18 protein-coding genes are annotated in these 17090 nt (G+C 68.7%); 15 read left to right on the top strand and 3 right to left on the bottom strand.

The features are described from left to right. The first annotated feature begins 6 nt into the window (after nucleotides 1-6). The 10 genes from ybiB to AC3A6B_RS15495 all read left to right on the top strand — a co-directional run bounded on the left by ybiB (nucleotide 7) and on the right by AC3A6B_RS15495 (nucleotide 8293). Nucleotides 7-921, top strand: a complete 915-nt coding sequence (gene ybiB, locus AC3A6B_RS15540) for a DNA-binding protein YbiB (protein WP_487837585.1) — start codon at nucleotides 7-9, stop codon at nucleotides 919-921. After that, on the top strand, nucleotides 918-1715 hold the full coding sequence (gene cobA, locus AC3A6B_RS15535) for a uroporphyrinogen-III C-methyltransferase (protein ID WP_487837584.1): 798 nt from the start codon (nucleotides 918-920) through the stop codon (nucleotides 1713-1715). The genes ybiB and cobA overlap by 4 nt, the downstream gene beginning before the upstream one ends. An 80-nt stretch (nucleotides 1716-1795) precedes the next feature. Then, the gene (locus AC3A6B_RS15530) at nucleotides 1796-2926 is read left to right on the top strand and encodes a sterol desaturase family protein (RefSeq protein ID WP_487837583.1); all 1131 of its coding nucleotides are present in this window, start codon (nucleotides 1796-1798) and stop codon (nucleotides 2924-2926) included. 64 nt (nucleotides 2927-2990) lie between these two features. After that, nucleotides 2991-4193 (top strand): BaiN/RdsA family NAD(P)/FAD-dependent oxidoreductase, encoded by a 1203-nt coding sequence (locus tag AC3A6B_RS15525; protein WP_487837582.1) that lies wholly within the window; start codon nucleotides 2991-2993, stop codon nucleotides 4191-4193. A gap of 111 nt (nucleotides 4194-4304) precedes the next feature. Then, entirely contained in the window at nucleotides 4305-4517 is a 213-nt protein-coding gene (gene rpsU / locus AC3A6B_RS15520; protein WP_007833691.1) for a 30S ribosomal protein S21, read from the top strand. 98 nt (nucleotides 4518-4615) lie between these two features. Continuing rightward, nucleotides 4616-5065 (top strand): GatB/YqeY domain-containing protein, encoded by a 450-nt coding sequence (locus tag AC3A6B_RS15515; protein ID WP_487837581.1) that lies wholly within the window; start codon nucleotides 4616-4618, stop codon nucleotides 5063-5065. Nucleotides 5066-5067: 2 nt separating this feature from the next. Then, nucleotides 5068-5544 (top strand): NUDIX domain-containing protein, encoded by a 477-nt coding sequence (locus tag AC3A6B_RS15510; RefSeq protein WP_487837580.1) that lies wholly within the window; start codon nucleotides 5068-5070, stop codon nucleotides 5542-5544. A gap of 180 nt (nucleotides 5545-5724) precedes the next feature. Next, complete coding sequence (locus tag AC3A6B_RS15505; RefSeq protein WP_487837579.1) at nucleotides 5725-6480, top strand: alpha/beta fold hydrolase; 756 nt, start codon at nucleotides 5725-5727, stop codon at nucleotides 6478-6480. Between the two features lie 36 nt (nucleotides 6481-6516). After that, the gene (locus AC3A6B_RS15500) at nucleotides 6517-7473 is read left to right on the top strand and encodes an AraC-like ligand-binding domain-containing protein (RefSeq protein ID WP_487837578.1); all 957 of its coding nucleotides are present in this window, start codon (nucleotides 6517-6519) and stop codon (nucleotides 7471-7473) included. 91 nt (nucleotides 7474-7564) lie between these two features. After that, on the top strand, nucleotides 7565-8293 hold the full coding sequence (locus AC3A6B_RS15495) for an alpha/beta fold hydrolase (RefSeq protein ID WP_487837577.1): 729 nt from the start codon (nucleotides 7565-7567) through the stop codon (nucleotides 8291-8293). 15 nt (nucleotides 8294-8308) lie between these two features. Here AC3A6B_RS15495 and pmbA read toward each other — a convergent pair whose 3' ends face one another. Beyond that, nucleotides 8309-9679, bottom strand: a complete 1371-nt coding sequence (pmbA, locus tag AC3A6B_RS15490; protein WP_487837576.1) for a metalloprotease PmbA — start codon at nucleotides 9677-9679, stop codon at nucleotides 8309-8311. A gap of 58 nt (nucleotides 9680-9737) precedes the next feature. Between pmbA and yjgA the strand changes: the two genes are divergently transcribed. Beyond that, on the top strand, nucleotides 9738-10394 hold the full coding sequence (yjgA, locus tag AC3A6B_RS15485; RefSeq protein ID WP_487837575.1) for a ribosome biogenesis factor YjgA: 657 nt from the start codon (nucleotides 9738-9740) through the stop codon (nucleotides 10392-10394). Beyond that, nucleotides 10391-10987 carry a molybdopterin adenylyltransferase gene (gene mog, locus AC3A6B_RS15480; protein ID WP_487837574.1) on the top strand — a complete coding sequence of 199 codons (597 nt, stop codon included), beginning with the start codon at nucleotides 10391-10393 and terminating at the stop codon, nucleotides 10985-10987. The genes yjgA and mog overlap by 4 nt, the downstream gene beginning before the upstream one ends. A 4-nt stretch (nucleotides 10988-10991) precedes the next feature. Here the strand turns inward: mog and cysE are convergent, their stop codons facing one another. Both cysE and AC3A6B_RS15470 read right to left on the bottom strand, forming a co-directional pair. After that, the gene (gene cysE, locus AC3A6B_RS15475; RefSeq protein ID WP_487837573.1) at nucleotides 10992-11765 is read right to left on the bottom strand and encodes a serine O-acetyltransferase; all 774 of its coding nucleotides are present in this window, start codon (nucleotides 11763-11765) and stop codon (nucleotides 10992-10994) included. Between the two features lie 35 nt (nucleotides 11766-11800). Further along, nucleotides 11801-12553 (bottom strand): RNA methyltransferase, encoded by a 753-nt coding sequence (locus AC3A6B_RS15470; protein WP_487837572.1) that lies wholly within the window; start codon nucleotides 12551-12553, stop codon nucleotides 11801-11803. Between the two features lie 88 nt (nucleotides 12554-12641). Here AC3A6B_RS15470 and AC3A6B_RS15465 point away from each other — a divergent pair, with 88 nt between their 5' ends. Genes AC3A6B_RS15465 through AC3A6B_RS15455 form a run of 3 tightly spaced genes read left to right on the top strand, consistent with a single transcriptional unit; the run spans nucleotide 12642 to nucleotide 16965 of the window. Beyond that, on the top strand, nucleotides 12642-13667 hold the full coding sequence (locus AC3A6B_RS15465; RefSeq protein ID WP_487837571.1) for an inositol monophosphatase family protein: 1026 nt from the start codon (nucleotides 12642-12644) through the stop codon (nucleotides 13665-13667). Continuing rightward, nucleotides 13667-15901 (top strand): FUSC family protein, encoded by a 2235-nt coding sequence (locus AC3A6B_RS15460; protein ID WP_487837570.1) that lies wholly within the window; start codon nucleotides 13667-13669, stop codon nucleotides 15899-15901. Before AC3A6B_RS15465 ends, AC3A6B_RS15460 begins: the two co-directional genes overlap by 1 nt. After that, nucleotides 15901-16965: a mechanosensitive ion channel family protein gene (locus AC3A6B_RS15455; protein WP_487837569.1), complete on the top strand. Its 1065-nt coding sequence runs from the start codon at nucleotides 15901-15903 to the stop codon at nucleotides 16963-16965. The genes AC3A6B_RS15460 and AC3A6B_RS15455 overlap by 1 nt, the downstream gene beginning before the upstream one ends. The last annotated feature ends 125 nt before the right edge of the window (nucleotides 16966-17090 follow it).

Raw genomic sequence — 17090 nt, 5'->3', positions numbered from 1 at the left:
CTACCCATGGGAATCAGCCACTACATCAAGGAAATCGGCCGCGGCGCGCGCGGTGCGCGGCCGCTCGACCGCGAACAGGCCGCGGACCTCTTCGGCCAGGTGCTCGACGGCACCGTGACCGATCTGGAGACCGGCGCCTTCTGCCTGGCGATGCGCATCAAGGGCGAGACGCCCGAAGAGATGGCCGGCTTTCTCGATGCCACCCATGCGCGCCTGGCGCGCTTTCCCGCCACCGGCCGGCCGTTGGTGGTGCTGCCCAGCTACAACGGCGCGCGCCGCCTGCCGGTGCTCACGCCCTTGCTCGCGCTGCTGCTTGCCCGCGAAGGCCTGCCGGTGCTGGTGCATGGCGCGGCCACCGAATCGACCCGGGTGCTGGCCTCCAATGTGCTCGCAGCGCTCGACGTGCAGCCGCTCGCGGCCATCCGTCCGATTGCCGACGGCGAGGCGGTCTTCGCGCCGACCGAGCTGCTCAGCCCTGGCCTCAAGCGCCTGCTCGACGTGCGTCGCGTGGTCGGCCTGCGCAATCCCGGACACAGCGTGGTCAAGCTGATGCAGCCGAGCCAGGGCGCCTGCGTGGTGGTCGGCAGCTACACGCACCCCGCCTACGCCGAGTCGATGGCTGCGACCTTCGAACTGATGGGCATGACCGCCCTGCTCTCGCGCGGACTCGAAGGCGAGAGCGTGGCCGACCCGCGCCGTACCGCGCAAGTGGACGGCTTCGTGCGCGGCCGACGCGTCGCACTGCAGGCCCAGGAGCCCGGCACGCAAGCCGAGGTGCCCGGGCTGCCCAAGGAAATCGACATCGAGACCACGGCCGACTACACGCGGCGCGTGCTGGCCGGCCAGGCGCCGGTGCCGGACGCGATCGCGCAACAGGTCGAGCACGTCCTGCAACTGGCGCGACAGACGGAGCACGCATGAGCCACTCTTCCCATTACGGTTCCCTCGGCAGCTGCACCCTGGTCGGCGCCGGCCCCGGCGACCCCGAATTGCTCACGATCAAGGCCGTCAAGGCGATCCAGGCGGCGACCGTGCTCCTGGTCGACGACCTGGTCAGCGAGGAGATCCTGGCCTACGCGCGGCCCGGCGCGCGCATCGTCCATGTCGGCAAGCGCGGCGGCTGCAGGAGCACGCCGCAGGCCTTCATCGAGCGGCTCATGATCACCGCGGTGCGCGAAGGCGAGACCGTGGTGCGCCTCAAGGGCGGCGACCCCTTCATCTTCGGCCGCGGCGGCGAGGAGGTCGAACACCTGCGCGAAGAAGGCATCGAGGTGCGGGTGGTCAACGGCATCACGGCGGGCCTCGCCGCCGTCACCGCGCTGGGCGTGCCGCTCACGCACCGCGACCACGCGCAGGGCGTGGTGTTCGTCACCGGCCACGCCAAGACGGGCCATGCGGCCGACCAGCATCCGACCGACTGGCGGCAGCTGGCCGCAACGGCGCGCGACGCGCGGCTCACGCTGGTGATCTACATGGGCGTCACGGGCGTGGCCCACATCCAGAACGAGCTGCTGCACGGCCTGGCGGGCGACACGCCGGTGGCCGTGATCCAGCATGCGAGCCTGCCGCAGCAGCGCCACATCGCGACCACGCTCGCGCGCCTGCCCTTCGACCTGGCGGCAGCGGGGCTCGGCAGCCCGTCGGTGATCGTGGTCGGCGACGTGCTGCGCGGCCTGGCCGCGGCCGGCCTGCCGGCGACGCGCTTCGGCACCTGAATCGGCCGTTCGGCCTGTCGGCAGTTTCCGGCGCGGCCCCTAGAATCCTGCAGCCCTCGAACAATGGGCGGGAGATCAGGATGCTGGAGCTCGACAAACTCACCGAATTCACCGAAAGCCACGGCGAGCTGCAACGCGGCAAGGGCCTGGTCACGGGCACCATCGCGCTCTCGCTGGGCATCCTGTGCTTCCTGGGCGTGCTGGTCTTCCACTTCCCGCAATACCTCAGCACGCCCGAGCTGCGCCGCAGCTACAACGTCGACATGATGCGCATCGTGCTGCTCGCGGCGATGGTCGTCGCGGGCGGCCTCTCGCTGGTGAACATCATCTTCAACCGCTCGCGCTGGCTCTCCTCCTTCGCCTTCCTGCTGGTGGCCGCGGCGGCGCTGCTCGGCGGCCACAAGGTGCCGGTCAACGACTTCGCCGACAACACGCCCTACATCGGCCTGGACTGGTTCATCCTCGACCTGCTGGGCTCCTCGCTGATCTTCATCTTCATCGAGAAGCTGTTCGCGCACCGCAAGGAGCAGCCGGTGTTCCGCGCCGAGTGGCAGACCGACTTCCACCACTTCGTCGTCAACCACATGATCGTGGGCTTCGTGCTGCTCGCGACCAACCTGCTGGTGCACAAGCTCTTCGGCTGGGCGGCCAACGACGGCGTGCGCGGCTGGGTCGCCGGGCTGCCCTTCTGGGCCGGCGTACTGTTGATCATCCTGGTGGCCGACCTGGTGCAGTACTGGACGCACCGCGCCTACCACGAGGTGCCGCTCCTGTGGCGCCTGCACGCGGTGCACCACAGCGTGAAGAGCATGGACTGGATGGCCGGCTCGCGCCAGCACATCCTCGAGCTGCTGATCACGCGAACACTGGTGCTGGCGCCGATCTACGTGCTGGGCTTCAGCAAGGAAGTGATCGACGCCTACATCGTGGTGGTCGGTTTCCAGGCGGTCTTCAACCACTGCAACGTGAGCGTGCGCCTCGGGCCGCTGCGCTACCTCATCGTCACGCCCAACTTCCATCACTGGCACCACAGTCAGGACGACGAGGCGATCGACAAGAACTACGCCGCGCATTACGCCTTTCTCGACTACCTCTTCGGCACGGCCGTCAAGAGCACCAGGCTCTGGCCCGAGCGCTATGGCGTGGTCGGCGACTACGTGCCCAACGGCTTTTTCAAGCAGCTGAAGTTCCCGTTCGTGTGGAAAGGGTGAGCCCCGCCCCGCCCGGCCGCCCGAAGGGGCTCAAACCGCAGCGCGCAGCGCGGAGGTTTGCTGAATGATCGCGTTCGACGCGGTGGTCCTCGGCGCGGGCGCCGCCGGTCTCTTCTGCGCCGGACTCGCGGGGCAGCGCGGCCTGAAGGTGCTGCTCATCGACCATGGCGAGCGCATCGCGGAAAAGATCCGCATCTCGGGCGGCGGGCGCGCCAACTTCACCAATCGCGACCTGGACGTGCGCGCGCCGCAGCGCCATTTCATCGGCGACAACCCGCATTTCTGCCGCTCGGCGCTGTCGCGCTACACGCCGCAGCAGTTCATCGAACTGGTGCAGCGTCACGGCATCGCCTTCCACGAGAAGCACAAGGGCCAGCTCTTCTGCGACGGCAGCTCGCAGCAGATCATCGACATGCTGCTGGCCGAGTGCGCGGCCGGCGGCGTCGCGCACTGGCAGCCCTGCAGCGTCGGCGAGATCGCGTTCTCCGATGACGCCGGCTACCGGGTCGAAACCAGCCGAGGCAGCGTCCAGGCGCCCAAGCTGGTGATTGCGACCGGCGGCCTTTCCATACCCCAGATCGGGGCCAGCGATTTCGGCTACCGGCTCGCGGACCAGTTCGGCCTGCGCGTGGTCGCGCCGCGCCCTGCCCTGGTGCCCCTGACCTTCGGCGGCGAGGCCTGGGCGCCCTATGCTGAGCTGGCCGGCCTGGCGCTGCCGGTGCAGATCGAGACCGGCGCAAAAAAGGAGCGCGCGGTGTTCCTCGAAGACCTGCTCTTCACCCACCGCGGCCTCTCCGGCCCGGCGGTGCTGCAGATTTCGAGCTACTGGCAGCCGGGCGCGCCGCTCACCATCGATTTCGCGCCCGGGGTGGACGTCCGGGCCTCGCTCGGCGAGGCCAAGCAACGCTCGCGCAAGCGCATCGGCAACGAGCTGGCCGCGCTGGTGCCCTCGCGGCTGGCGGACGCCTGGGTCGGGCAGGACGCGGCGCTGCAGCGCCCGATCAACGAGGCGGCCGACCGGGCGCTGGCCGCGCTTGCCGAGCGCGTCGCGCGCTGGCAGATCACCCCCAGCGGGACCGAGGGCTACAAGAAAGCCGAGGTCACGGCCGGCGGCATCGACACCCGCGAGCTCTCGTCGCAGACCATGGAGTCGAAGCAGCGCGGCCTGTACTTCATCGGCGAAGTGGTCGACGTGACGGGCTGGCTCGGGGGTTACAACTTCCAGTGGGCCTGGGCCAGCGCGCATGCCTGCGCGCACGCGCTATAATGTCGGGCTAACTTTGGCCTCCCCTCAACGGCCTCCCCCATTTTTCAGTTGAGGAACCCCGGCCCGGGGCCCGATCTTCCCCAGGCCAAATTCAACAAGACCGATTTTTAAATGACCACCATCCGCGTTAAAGAAAACGAGCCCTTCGACGTCGCGCTGCGCCGCTTCAAGCGCACCATCGAAAAGCTCGGCCTGCTGACCGACCTGCGCGCCCGCGAGTTCTACGAAAAGCCGACCGCAGAGCGCAAGCGCAAGAAGGCCGCAGCGGTCAAGCGCCATTACAAGCGCGTGCGCAGCATGCAGCTTCCCAAGAAGCTGTACTGAGCATCCGCCGCGCTGGCGCCGAAGCCAGCGTCCGGTTCAGAGCCGCGCCAGGGATACCTGCCGCGGCTCTTGTTTTTAGCCTGTCAAGAAAGCCTGCCATGAGCCTCAAGGACCAGATCACCGAAGACATGAAGACCGCGATGCGCGCCAAGGACTCGGAGCGCCTGGGCACCATCCGCCTGCTGCTCGCCGCCCTCAAGCAGAAGGAAGTCGACGAGCGCATCGAGCTCGACGATGCGATGGTCGTGGCCATCGTCGACAAGCTGGTCAAGCAGCGCAAGGACTCGGTCGCCGCCTTCACCCAGGGCGGCCGCACCGACCTGGCCGACAAGGAAGCCGCCGAGATCAAGGTACTCGAGGTGTACCTGCCCCAGCGCATGGGCGCGGACGAGATCACTGCCGAAGTGAGGGCCATCGTGGCCGAACTCGGCGCCAAGGGACCCGGCGACATGGGCAAGGTGATGGGCGCGGTCAAGACCCGCCTGGCCGGCAAGGCCGACATGGGCCAGGTCAGCGCCGCCGTGAAGGCCGCGCTCACGGGCGGCTGAGGGTGGAGGCACGCGCCGCGATCCACAAGGCCTGCGCCTGCCTGGTGGATGACCGGAATCGCCTGCTGGTCTTCCATCACCCCGGCGACAAGGGCATGCAGCTGCCCAAGGGCACGGTCGAAGCCGGTGAAGCGCCAGAAGACGCAGTACGGCGCGAATTGCTGGAAGAGTCGGGCATCGACTATCGCGGCGAGTTGCAGCCGCTGGGGACGCTGGAGCGCGAATGCGAGCCCGGCATCGAAGGCAACATGCACCGGCATGCCCAGCTCTGGCACCTGTTCCTGATGCGTGCGCCCTCCTCGCTGCCCGAGACTTTCGACCACGTGGCCATGGGCAGCCCCGAAGAAGACGGCCTCGTTTTCAGCTTCAGCTGGCTGGCGCCGGATGCGCCCCTGGACGGCTTCACCTTGCCCTACCTCAATGCCATCGCCAGGGTGCGCGAGGCGCTCCCGCTGGACCTTCCGATGCCGCCCGCTTAGCATTTGCTCCGCGCAGGCCTTGCCAGCATCGGACGATCGAGGAGAGCAGTTCGGACATGAACCCAGCCACCCGGCAACGACTTCGCCTGTCCGGCGGCACGGAGTTGTCCTTCATCACGGGCAGGCGAGGCATCCAAGCCCGCCGTGCTGCTCCTGCACGGATCTCCAAGCTCCGCGCGAATGTTCCGGGAGGTCATGCCCGAGCTGTCGCAGGCCGCCTACGTGATCGCGCCCGATCTGCCGGGCTTTGGCGAGTCCGACGTGCTGCAGTCGCCTTCGTTTCCTGCATTCGGTCAAGCCATCTCGGAGCTGCTGGACCGGCTCTCGATCGGGCCGCGATACATCTATCTGCATGATTACGGGGCCCCAGTGGGTTTGCACATCGCGATGCAGGCGCCCGAACGAGTTTTGGGCCTCATCGTTCAGAACGCCAACGCTCATCGAACCGGGCTCGGTGCGCAATGGGATGCGACGCAAGCCCCCTACTGGTCGCAACCGACCCCTGAGAACGAGGCGGCCGCGACCGCACACCTCACATTCGAAGGGACGCGCGGTACATACATTTCCGGTGCTCCGCCGGACGTGGCCGCGCGCATCCCGCCCGAAAGCTGGGAAGAGGACTGGCGCGTGATGAACTTGCCGGGCCGGATGGACACGCAGCGGGCGCTCATCAGGGACTATGGGAGATACATCGGTCGGTTCGACGCGATCGCAGACTATCTTGCGCGCCGGCAGCCGCCTTCGCTGCTGCTCTGGGGAAGGCACGATCCATTCTTTGATCTCGCCGAGGTCCTGTCCTGGATGCAGGACCTTCCGCGAATGGAAGCCCATGTTTTCGACGCCGGCCACAAGCTGCTCGAGACACACGCCGCCGCGGCCGTGCCGCTCATGCTCGACTTCATCAGGCTTACCCGACCGCGCATGCCCGCTCTATAGTTCGGGCGCGCCGATACCGGCCTGGAGACCGCGGTCATGCAAACACTTCCCCGCCAATGGAGCACGGACGTCGTGCCCAGTTCGCAGCGCCTGGACTACTGGGTCGGCGCGGTGTGCGAAGCCTTTCTCGAGATGGACGTCACGAGCTCGCGCCAGGAAGCCTTCGACGCTTGTCTCGTCCATCAACCGCTCGGGCCGATCGCGGTCAACCGGGTCCGTGCCAGCGCGCAGGACGTGTACCGGACGCACTCCGCCATCGGCCGCAGCCGCGACAACTTCTACTACTTGATCAGCCAGTTCGACAGCCCGTGGCGAGTGGTGCAGGCTGGGCGCGACACGGCGCTCGCCGCGGGCGACGCCGTGCTGGTCGATTCCCGGGAGCGCTATGAATTCCACTTCCGCGAAGGCGTGCATTGCGCGTCGCTGCAGCTGCCGATCGCCTGGGCCGAGCGCTGGCTTCCTGCCGGGCCGGAGAGCGTCGCTCGCCGCATCGCGGGAGACGCCGGCTGGGGTCTTGCGCTGCGCGGCCTGCTGGCCAACCTGTCGCCGGAATTCGCCGCCGTCCCCGGGCTGCCGCCGGCACTGCTCGTCGACCAGCTCGGCGTACTGCTCAGCCTGGCGATGCCCGGCGCAGCGCCGCCTGACGATCCCCGAGGCGCCGGCATTCGACGGCGCGCGATAGATCTGCTGGCGCAGCGCCTCGGCGAACCCGGCCTGGTCGCGCAGGACGTCGCAGATGCCCTGGGCGTGTCCTTGCGCAGCCTGCATCGCGCGTTCGCGTCGGGCGAGAGCTTCGCGCGCTCGTTGCGCCGGCTGCGGATGGACGAGGCGGCGCGCCTGCTGGCCTCGCGCCGCTTCGTGCGAACCAGCAGCGCCGAAATCGGACGGCGTTGCGGCTACCTCGACGCATCGCATTTCGTGCGCCATTTCCGCGCCGAGCGCAGCGTCACGCCGAGCCGGTATCGCCGGCTGGCGCTGGACAGCGGCCGCTGACGCGCAACGGCCATCCACGCGGCACGCATCGGCCAGCGGCAGCGCCGAAGCGCCGCTAACTTGCACGCCTCTGCATCTCGAAGAGGCTGAAATGGCGGATACCTATGTTCTCGTTCACGGCGCCTGGCACACGGGCGAGCTGATGGAGCCGGTGGCTGAGGCCATCCGGGCCCAGGGCCATACCGTGCACTGCCCGACGCTGGCCGGCAATCGTCCCGATGATTCGCGCAGCGCCATCGGACTGACCGAGGCGGTGCAGTCGCTGGCCGACTACATGGCGGCGCATGCGTTGCAGGACGTGCGCCTGGTCGGCCATAGCTATGGCGGCATGGTGATCTCGGGCGCGATGAACCTGGTCGCCGAACGGGTGCGGCGCCTGGTCTACTGGAATGCCTTCGTGCCGCTTCACGGCGAGTGCCTGAACGACATGGCCCCGCCGCACTACAAGGCGCTGTTCGACAGCATCGCGGCGCAGAACGACCACGCAGTGATGCTGCCCTTTCCGATTTGGCGCGATGCCTTCATCAACGACGCCGATCTGGCGACGGCGCAGCGCACTTACGAGATGCTCAATCTGCATCCCTACCGGACCTTCACCGAGCCCTTGAGCCTGCGCACCGAGCTGGCCGCGCTGGAGGTCGGGAAGTCCTATCTCAACTGCCAGCAGGACAGCGCGATGCCGCACAGCCTTCCGTGGCATCCGCGCCTCTCGGAACGGCTGGGGCTGTTCCGCCTGGTGGAGTGCCCGGGCAGCCACGAGCTTTGCTTCACCGACCCCGCGCTCCTGGCGCAAAAGATGATCGAAGCCGGGCGAGATTGAGCGATCGAACGCGCGTCAGCTGCCGGCGACCTTCATCCGGTTCACCAGGATCGAGCCGGTGGTCTTGGCGCCGTAGTTGTAGGCATCGGCGCCGACGGCCTCGATGCCGAGCAGCATGGTCTTCAGGTTGCCGGCGATCGTGATCTCCTGCACCGGGAAGGCGATCTTGCCGTTCTCGACCCAGAAGCCGCTCGCCCCGCGCGAGTAGTCACCCGTCACGTAGTTGACGCCCTGCCCCATCAACTCGATCACGAAAAGACCGGTGCCGAGCTTGGCGAGCATCGCGTCCAGGTCGTCACCCGGTTTCGTCTGGCGCGAACTCAGCGTGAGGTTGTGCGAACCGCCGGCGTTGCCGGTGGTCTTCATGCCCAGCTTGCGCGCGGAGTAGGTGCTCAGGAAATAGCCCTCGAGCCGGCCGCCGTCGACCACCTTGCGCTTGCGGGTGGTGACGCCCTCGTCGTCGAAGGGCGAGCTGCCCTTGCCGCGCAGGATGTGCGGGTCTTCGAGCACGTCGATGTGCTTGGCCAGCACCGGCTTGCCGAGCGAGTCGAGCAGGAAGCTGCTCTTGCGGTAGAGCGCGCCGCCGCTGGTGGCCTGCACGAGGCCGCCCAGCAATCCGGCCGCCATCGGCGACTCGAAGAGCACCGGGCATTCGACGGTCTTGATCTTGCGCGACTTGAGGCGGCTCAGCGCGCGTTCCGCCGCGTAGCGGCCGACCGCCACCGGGCTCGCCAGCTCGGCGGCCGAGCGCATCGAGCTGTACCAGGCATCGCGCTGCATGTCGTCGCCCTTGCCCGCGATCGGCGCGACCGAGATCGAATGACGCGAGCTCGCATAGCCGCCGCGGAAACCGCGCGTGTGGGCGCTGAAGAAATGGCTTTGCTGCGCCGAAACACCAGCGCCTTCGCTGTTGGTGATGCGCTTGTCCGTCGACAGTGCCGCGGCCTCGCATTCGAGCGCCAGCGCAGCGGCCTGCTCGCTGCTGATGTTCCAGGGATGGAACAGGTCGAGATCGGGTTGGTCGGTGACGATGTCGGCTTCGTCGGGCAGGCCGCTGACCGGGTCCTCGGCCGTGAAGCGCGCGATGTCGTAGGCCGCCTGCACCGTCTGCGCGAGGGCCGCCTCCGAGAAGTCGGAGGTGCTGGCATTGCCGCGGCGATGGCCCACGTAGACCGTGACGCCGAGCGACTTGTCGCGGTTGCGCTCGACGTTCTCCAGCTCGCCCTTGCGCACCGAGACGCTCAGGCCGCAGCCTTCGGACGCCTCGGCGCCGGCGTCGGTGGCGCCGAGCTTCTTGGCGTGCGCCAAGGCCGAATCGACCAGGTTTTCAAAGAAGGGGCGGGTGTAGGCGAAGCCGGAATCGGCGCGCGAGGAAGATGTGCTCATGTGTTGGCTATGATACTTGCGCCCCCTGTTCCCGATGGTGCGGCCAACGATTGCCTCTATGTCCCGCAAACCCAAAAAAGGCTACTTCGTCCGCGGCCAGTTCGTGGCCGAAGGCAGCGAACTCGATCTGGAGCTCAAGCGCGAGCTCAAGGGCACGGACGCTGCGAGCAAGACCGACCTCAAACGCGAGAGCGCCGAACTGCAGGCGCTGGGCGAAGCCCTGCTCGCGCTGCGCGCCGGCCTGTTCGACAAGCTCGATCTCGGCGAAAAGCTGAGAGATGCGATCGACGAAGCCAGGCGCATCACCAATTTCGAAGGCAAGCGGCGCCAGATGCAATTCATCGGCAAGCTGATGCGTGGCCTCGATGCGGCCACGCTCGACGCCGTGCGCAGCGCACTCGACGAGCAGAACCGCGGCCCGGCCCAGGAGACGGCGATCCTGCACGACGCCGAACGCTGGCGCGACCGCCTGATCGCCGACGACGACGCGCTCGGCGGCTGGATCGAGACCCATCCCGGCACCGACGCCCAGCAGCTGCGCGCGCTGGTGCGCCAGGCCCGCAAGGACATCAAGGCCGGACCGCCCGGCGAAGCGCCGCGCCAGGGCAAGGCCTACCGCGAGGTGTTCCAGATCGTGCGGGCGCAGCTCGAGGTGCACGGCACCGACGACCACGCGGCCGAGGCCTCGGCGCAGGCGCGCGAGGAGGACGCATGAGTGAAGCGAACGCCTTCGATCCGGTTCGCATCGGCATCGTCTCTATCAGCGACCGCGCCTCCAGCGGCGTCTACGAGGACAAGGGCCTGCCCGCGCTGCAGGAGTGGCTGCAGCGCGCGCTGCGCAATCCGATCAGCTTCGAACCGCGCCTGATCCCCGACGAGCAAGCTGGCATCAGCGCCACGCTGATCGAGCTGGTGGACGCCGGCTGCTCGCTGGTGCTGACGACCGGCGGCACCGGGCCGGCCCTGCGCGACGTGACGCCGGAAGCAACGCTCGCCGTTGCCCACAAGGAAATGCCCGGCTTCGGCGAGCAGATGCGGCAGATCAGCCTGCGCTTCGTGCCGACGGCGATTCTTTCCCGCCAGGTGGCGGTGATCCGCGATCGCAGCCTGATCATCAACCTGCCGGGGCAGCCGAAGGCGATCGCGGAGACGCTCGAAGGATTGAAGGATCCCCAGGGCGCGCAGGTGGCCGCGGGCATCTTCGCCGCGGTGCCCTACTGCATCGACCTGATCGGCGGACCTTATCTGGAAACCGACGAGTCGGTCTGCAAGGCGTTCCGGCCGAAGTCGGCGATTCGGTCGCGCTGATCGCCTACTTGCCCACCAGCTGCGTCAACCGCTCCGCCTCGAAGCATTCTTTCCGCGCCGCGTCACCCGGCACGCAATCCTTCTTTCCGGGCTGCGCGGACAAGGCCTCGATGGCTTTCCACAGCAGCGCGATCTGGTGATCCTGGCCGGCCGCGCTGTCGATCAGCCCCTTCATGGCCTGCGACAGCGGGTCGTCTTCCATCGTGATCCCGTAGGCCGTGAACTTCCTGTCGGCAGTCGTGACGTCGGCACTGGTGCCTGCCTTCGAAGGAATGATGCGTGCCGGAATGCCCACCGCCGTGGCACCCGCGGGCACCGGCTTGATCACGACGGCGTTGCTTCCGATCTTGGCGCCGTCGCCGACCACGAAGCCGCCGAGCACCTTGGCGCCGGCGCTGACCACCACGTCCTTGCCCAGCGTCGGATGCCGCTTGGCGCCCTTGTAGAGCGAGGTGCCGCCGAGCGTCACGCCCTGGTAGATCGTGCAGCCGTCGCCGATCTCGGCGGTCTCGCCGACCACCACGCCCATCGCGTGATCGAAGAACACGCGGTCGCCGACGATCGCGCCGGGATGGATCTCGATGCCGGTGAACCAGCGCGAGCATTGCGAGATGAAGCGCCCGATCCACTTCAGGCCATGGCCCCAGCACCAGTGTGCGAGGCGGTGCAGCACCACGGCATGCAGGCCCGGATAGAGGGTCAGCACTTCCCAGCGCGTCCGGGCGGCCGGATCGCGGTCGAGGATGCACTGGATGTCGGAGCGCAGGCGCGAGAACATGGATGTTCTTGTTATGGCTATATGGGCCGCGCAGTCTAAGGGCTCGGGTCTTCGCGTACCGGCGATGGGGTTTTCCGTGCCGCATCCGCCATCGCCTTGGCGATGCCGCGCAGGATGTGGATCTCCTCCGGCGTCGGCTGCGCGCGGTTGAAGAGCTGCTGCAGCCGCGGCATCAGCTTCTTGGGCGCCTCGGGGTCCAGGAAGCCGATCTGCACCAGCGAGCGCTCCCAGTGCTCGAGCATGCCGGCCACGGCCTGCGCATCAGCCGCGGGCGACGGCGCGGTGGCATCGCGCACCGCGTAGCCGCCCAGCGCGAGCCGCCATTCGTAGGCAATCACCTGGATCGCCGCGCCGAGGTTCAGCGAGCCGAAGCTCGGATCGGTCGGAATGCTGAGCGCGACGTTGCAGCGGTAGACATCCTCGTTGCGCATGCCGAAGCGTTCCGAGCCGAACAGGAAGGCCACGTGCTGCCCTTCTTCCTTGGCCAGCGGCTCCAGGTGTTCGCGCGGCGTGCGCGTGGGCGGGCCGAAGTCGCGCGGCACCATGGCGGTCGCGCACAGGTGGGTGACGCCGTCGAGCGCCTCGTCCAGCGTCTCGACGATGCGCGCGTTGGCCAGCACATCCAGCGCGCCGCTCGCGCGCTGGATGGTCTCCTCGCGCCGCAGCACATTGGCCCAGCGCGGCGCCACCAGCACGAGATCGCCGAAGCCCATGGTCTTCATGGCGCGGGCGGCGGCGCCGACATTGCCGGCGTGGCTGGTCTGGATCAGGATGAAACGGGTGCGCATGTAAAATCCCCCGATTCTCGCCGCCCGCATCGCCGGGCCGCATTCCAGGGCGCGTTCAGGCGCCGCCCGCCGTTCTTCCCACAATCCAATGTCGTCCCCCAACCTGCACCCCATGCTCAACGTGGCCGTCAAGGCCGCCCGCGCCGCCGGCGCCATCATCAACCGCGCCGCGCTCGATGTCGAAGCGGTGCGCATTTCGCAGAAGCAGGTCAACGACTTCGTCACCGAAGTCGACCACGCAAGCGAGCGAGCGATCATCGAGACGCTGCTCGGCGCCTACCCGGGGCACGGCGTCCTGGCCGAGGAATCGGGCACCCAGCACGGCGCCAAGGATTCCGACTACGTCTGGATCATCGATCCGCTGGACGGCACCACCAATTTCATCCACGGCTTCCCGGTCTACTGCGTCTCGATCGCGCTCGCGGTCAAGGGCAAGGTCGAGCAGGCCGTCATCTACGACCCCAGCCGCAACGATCTCTTCACGGCCACCAAGGGCCGCGGCGCCTTCATGAACGACCGCCGGCTGCGCGTGAGCAAGCGCACGCGGCTCAGCGAATGCCTGATCTCCACCGGCTTTCCCTTCCGCACGGGTGACAACTTCAAGCAGTACCTGGCCATCATGGCCGACCTGATGCCGCGCGCCGCCGGCCTGCGCCGCCCCGGCGCGGCCGCGCTCGACCTGGCCTACGTGGCGGCCGGCTTCACCGATGCCTTCTTCGAAACCGGCCTCAACATCTGGGACGTTGCGGCCGGCTCGCTGATCGTCACCGAAGCGGGCGGCCTGATCGGCAACTTCACCGGCGAACCCGATTTCCTCGAGCAGCGCGAGTGCCTTGCCGGCGCCCCGCGCATCTACGGCCAGCTGGTGCCGATCCTGGCCAAGTATTCGAAGTTCGCCGGCGTCGACGACAAGCTGCGCGCCAGCGACCGCGTTCGCGCCGTCGATCCCTCGGCACACCCGGGCGACGTCTACGCGCGCAGCACGGTCGTCGGTGCGCAGGCCGATGCCGAAGCACCGGCCGATACGGCGGCCGCGCCGGCGCCGCGCAAGCTCACGCGCCTGCGCCGCGAGGCGCCCGTGGGGCCCGCCGAAGGCAACTCCTCCGCCGAGTGATGCGGGCGCAGCGCGCCACCGGGAACCGGGGCCGCGCCGCGCTGCGCGTGGCGCTTTCGCACTATGTCGCGAACGGCCTGTCGGTCGCCTTCGGGCTGATGCTGATCTCCGGCGGCGTGCACCTGCTGCTAGGCACCCTGGCCGCCTCGGCGGCCGCCGTCGGCGTGATCGTCAGCGCGCCGCCCGACCTGCCCGGCCCGCGCCGCGGCAAGTTCTGGCAGATGCTGCCCTCGCCGCTGATCGGGCTGCCGCTGTTCTTCTTCGTGCAGCTGCTGCACTCGGCGCCGCTGCGCCTCGGCCTGCTGCTGGTACCCGCGACCTTCCTGGCCTTCGTGGCCATGGCCTGGGGCAAGCGCGGCATTCCAATCGCGATCGCGGTCATGTTCTCGATGATCTTCTCGATGGCCACGCCCGCGCCCACCGGCATGGCCGAAGCGCTCGAACGCACGCTGCAATTCGGCATCGGCGCAGGCCTCTACGTGATCTACGCGGTGCTCGCCAACCATGCGCTCAACGGCCGCTACCGCGTGCAGGCGATGGCCGACGTGCTGCTCTCGCTGGCCGCGCTGATGCGCACCGAAGCCCGGCAGTTCACGCCCAGGGACGATTCCGGCGACGTGCGCGAAGTGCCGGCCCCGCTGCTCGGCCAGTTGCTGCGCGAGCAGGCCGCGCTGGCCGACCAGTTGCAGGCCACGCGCGACATCGTGCTCGAATCGCCGCGCACGCCGCGCCGGCAGCGGCTGGCTGGCATGCTGGTGCTGGTGCTCGAGCTGCGCGACCTGCTGCTGGCCAGCGAACTCGACCTCGACGCGCTCAAGGCGCATCCCGGCCATGCCGCCGCGCTCTACGAAATGCAGCGCGTGCTCGACGAGCTGGCCGACGAGACCGAAACGCTGGCCGATACGTTGCTGCTGGGGCGGCAGCCTGCGCCGGTGCCCGACCGCCGTCCCGAGCTGGCGGCCATCCACCTCGAGGACGAAGACGCGCCGCCGCCCGCCGGCCATGTCGGGCCTACACCCGCCATGCTCGCGCGCGGGCTGGCCAGCCGCATCGGCCACATCAACGACGAAGTGCTGCGCCTGGTGGCCCTGGCGCGCGGCGACGTCGAGCCCGACCTCACCGTGGTGCGCGCCAACTGGCAGATGTTCGTGAGCCCCACCGAATGGTCGCTGATGCCCTTTCTCGCGCTGTGGCGCTGGGACGCGCCGCCGCTGCGCCATGCGATCCGCGCCGCGCTCGCCATCGCCACCGGCTACGCGATCGCGCTGATGCTGCCCTGGGGTTCGCACGACTACTGGATCCTCCTGACCATCGTGGTGGTGCTGCGCGGCAGCCTGTCGCAGACGCTGGAGCGGCGCAACAGCCGCGTGGCCGGCACGCTGCTGGGCTGCGTGCTCGCGGTGGCGCTGCTGTCCGCGCATCCCTCGCCGCTGGGCATGCTGGCCGCGGTGACGGTGGCGCAGGCGATCGCGCACGGCTTCGCGGTGCGGCGCTACCTGGTCACCTCCGTCGCCGCCACCGTGCTCGGCCTGCTCCAGGCCCACATGCTGAACGTCGGCATGAGCCCTACGTTCGCGCTGTTCGAGCGCGTGGCCGACACGCTGATCGGCGCCGCGCTGGCCTGGGCCTTCTGCTACGTGCTGCCCTCGTGGGAGCGCAGCCAGATCCCGGCGCTGGTGGCGCGCACGCTGACGGCGCAGGCACGCCATGCCCGGCTGGCGCTGGGCCTCGGCCAGCTGCGCTCGGTGGTCACCAGCCCCGAGCTCGAATGGCGGCTCGCGCGCCGCGAGGCCTACGACAGCCTCTCGGCGCTGGTGCAGGCCACGCAGCGCTCGCTGTCGGAGCCGCGCGCGGTGCAGCCGCCGCTCGAGCCGCTCGAACATCTGCAGGCGCACAGCTACCAGTTGCTGGCCCAGTTGAGTGCGGTCAAGTCGATGCTGGTGCTCAGGCGCGACCGGCTCACGCCGGCCGAGATCGAAGGCCCGCTCGCCCGCACGGCCGAGCGCATCGAGGCCGCGATCGGCAGCGCACCCACCGGCGGGCCGGTGATGCCCGAGAGCGCCCCCGCCACCGCACTGGCCGGTCCGATCCCGCTGCCGGACCCTTTCGACAACGACATCAGCCCCTGGCTGCTGCGCCGGCTCGACCTGGCGACCGGCATCGCCGCGCAGCTGCGCGACGACGCGGCACGCATTCTGCAACCACTCACCGACGACATCCCCAAGACCGCCTGATGAACAAGGAAGTGCTGCTCGCCCACCCGTGGTTCGGCCCCTGCCTGGCCGCGCTGATCGCCATTCCGCTGGCGCTGCTCGTGCACCGCATCGGCGGCGTCGTGCTCAAGCGCGTGACCCGTTCCACGCCCGCGCTGCACGCGATGCTGCTGCGCATTCAGGCGATCGCCCGCATCGTGCTGCCGCTGGTGGCGCTGCAGATGGTGTGGCAAGCCGCGCCGGACGACCTGCGCTTCGTCAACAGCGTGCGGCATCTCAACGGCCTGCTGCTGATCGCGGCCACCACCTGGCTCGCGGCCAGAGCCGTCAACGGCTTCGCCGACGGCGTGCTGGCCCAGCACCCCTATGACGTGACCGACAACCTGCGGGCGCGCCGCGTGCTCACGCAAACGCGCGTGCTCGCGCGCACCGCCAATTCGATGCTGCTGGTGGCCGGCGGCGCGTTAATGCTGATGACCTTTCCCGGCGCACGCCAGGTCGGCGCCAGCCTGCTGGCCTCGGCGGGCGTGATCGGCATCGTGGCCGGCCTGGCCGCCAAGCCCGTGTTCAGCAACCTCATCGCCGGCCTGCAGATCGCGCTGGCGCAGCCGATCCGCATGGACGACGTGCTGGTGGTCGAAGGCGAATGGGGTCGCGTCGAGGAGATAACCGGCACCTTCGTCGTGCTCAGGATCTGGGACGACCGGCGCATGATCCTGCCGCTGTCCTATTTCATCGAGAAGCCGTTCCAGAACTGGACCCGCCACGACGCGCAGCTGCTGGGCTCGGTCTTCATCCATGCCGACTACGGCATGCCGCTCGCGCCGCTGCGCGAAGAGGCAGAGCGCATCGTGAAGGCGGCGCCCGAGTGGGACGGCCGCTTCTTCAACCTGCGCGTGACCGACGCCACCGAGCGCAGCATGCAGATCCGCGTGCTCTGCACCGCGGCATCCTCGTCGCTGGCCTTCGACCTGCGCTGCACGGTGCGCGAAGGGCTGATCGACTTTATGCAGCGCGAGTACCCGCAGTTCCTGCCCAGGCTGCGCATCGAGGACGGCGCCCCGCCGCAGGCCTCGCCGGCCTAGAAGCTCGCGCCAGTCGAGATCTTCGACGCTGGTCAGGCGCCGGCCTGGCTTCCCAAGGAGCCGAAGCGCAGGCCCGGCGCGCGCAACCGAAGAGCGCGGCCCCGGCAGAGCCAACGTTGTTTTAA

This window comes from Variovorax sp. Soil_C_33, from assembly GCF_057656935.1.
The sequence above is the reverse complement of the archived record's forward strand: the minus strand, read 5'-3'. Positions and strand labels throughout refer to the sequence as shown.

What these genes read in the sequence shown, in the direction of transcription:
- AC3A6B_RS15525 (WP_487837582.1), top strand. Translation starts at nt 2,991, where the DNA reads ATGATCGCGTTCGACGCGGTGGTCCTCGGCGCGGGCGCCGCCGGTCTC.
- ybiB (WP_487837585.1), top strand. Translation starts at nt 7, where the DNA reads ATGGGAATCAGCCACTACATCAAGGAAATCGGCCGCGGCGCGCGCGGT.
- AC3A6B_RS15505 (WP_487837579.1), top strand. Translation starts at nt 5,725, where the DNA reads ATGTTCCGGGAGGTCATGCCCGAGCTGTCGCAGGCCGCCTACGTGATC.
- AC3A6B_RS15465 (WP_487837571.1), top strand. Translation starts at nt 12,642, where the DNA reads ATGTCGTCCCCCAACCTGCACCCCATGCTCAACGTGGCCGTCAAGGCC.
- AC3A6B_RS15460 (WP_487837570.1), top strand. Translation starts at nt 13,667, where the DNA reads ATGCGGGCGCAGCGCGCCACCGGGAACCGGGGCCGCGCCGCGCTGCGC.
- mog (WP_487837574.1), top strand. Translation starts at nt 10,391, where the DNA reads ATGAGTGAAGCGAACGCCTTCGATCCGGTTCGCATCGGCATCGTCTCT.
- cobA (WP_487837584.1), top strand. Translation starts at nt 918, where the DNA reads ATGAGCCACTCTTCCCATTACGGTTCCCTCGGCAGCTGCACCCTGGTC.
- AC3A6B_RS15500 (WP_487837578.1), top strand. Translation starts at nt 6,517, where the DNA reads ATGCAAACACTTCCCCGCCAATGGAGCACGGACGTCGTGCCCAGTTCG.
- cysE (WP_487837573.1), bottom strand. Translation starts at nt 11,765, where the DNA reads ATGTTCTCGCGCCTGCGCTCCGACATCCAGTGCATCCTCGACCGCGAT.
- AC3A6B_RS15515 (WP_487837581.1), top strand. Translation starts at nt 4,616, where the DNA reads ATGAGCCTCAAGGACCAGATCACCGAAGACATGAAGACCGCGATGCGC.
- AC3A6B_RS15455 (WP_487837569.1), top strand. Translation starts at nt 15,901, where the DNA reads ATGAACAAGGAAGTGCTGCTCGCCCACCCGTGGTTCGGCCCCTGCCTG.
- AC3A6B_RS15470 (WP_487837572.1), bottom strand. Translation starts at nt 12,553, where the DNA reads ATGCGCACCCGTTTCATCCTGATCCAGACCAGCCACGCCGGCAATGTC.
- yjgA (WP_487837575.1), top strand. Translation starts at nt 9,738, where the DNA reads ATGTCCCGCAAACCCAAAAAAGGCTACTTCGTCCGCGGCCAGTTCGTG.
- AC3A6B_RS15495 (WP_487837577.1), top strand. Translation starts at nt 7,565, where the DNA reads ATGGCGGATACCTATGTTCTCGTTCACGGCGCCTGGCACACGGGCGAG.
- rpsU (WP_007833691.1), top strand. Translation starts at nt 4,305, where the DNA reads ATGACCACCATCCGCGTTAAAGAAAACGAGCCCTTCGACGTCGCGCTG.
- pmbA (WP_487837576.1), bottom strand. Translation starts at nt 9,679, where the DNA reads ATGAGCACATCTTCCTCGCGCGCCGATTCCGGCTTCGCCTACACCCGC.
- AC3A6B_RS15530 (WP_487837583.1), top strand. Translation starts at nt 1,796, where the DNA reads ATGCTGGAGCTCGACAAACTCACCGAATTCACCGAAAGCCACGGCGAG.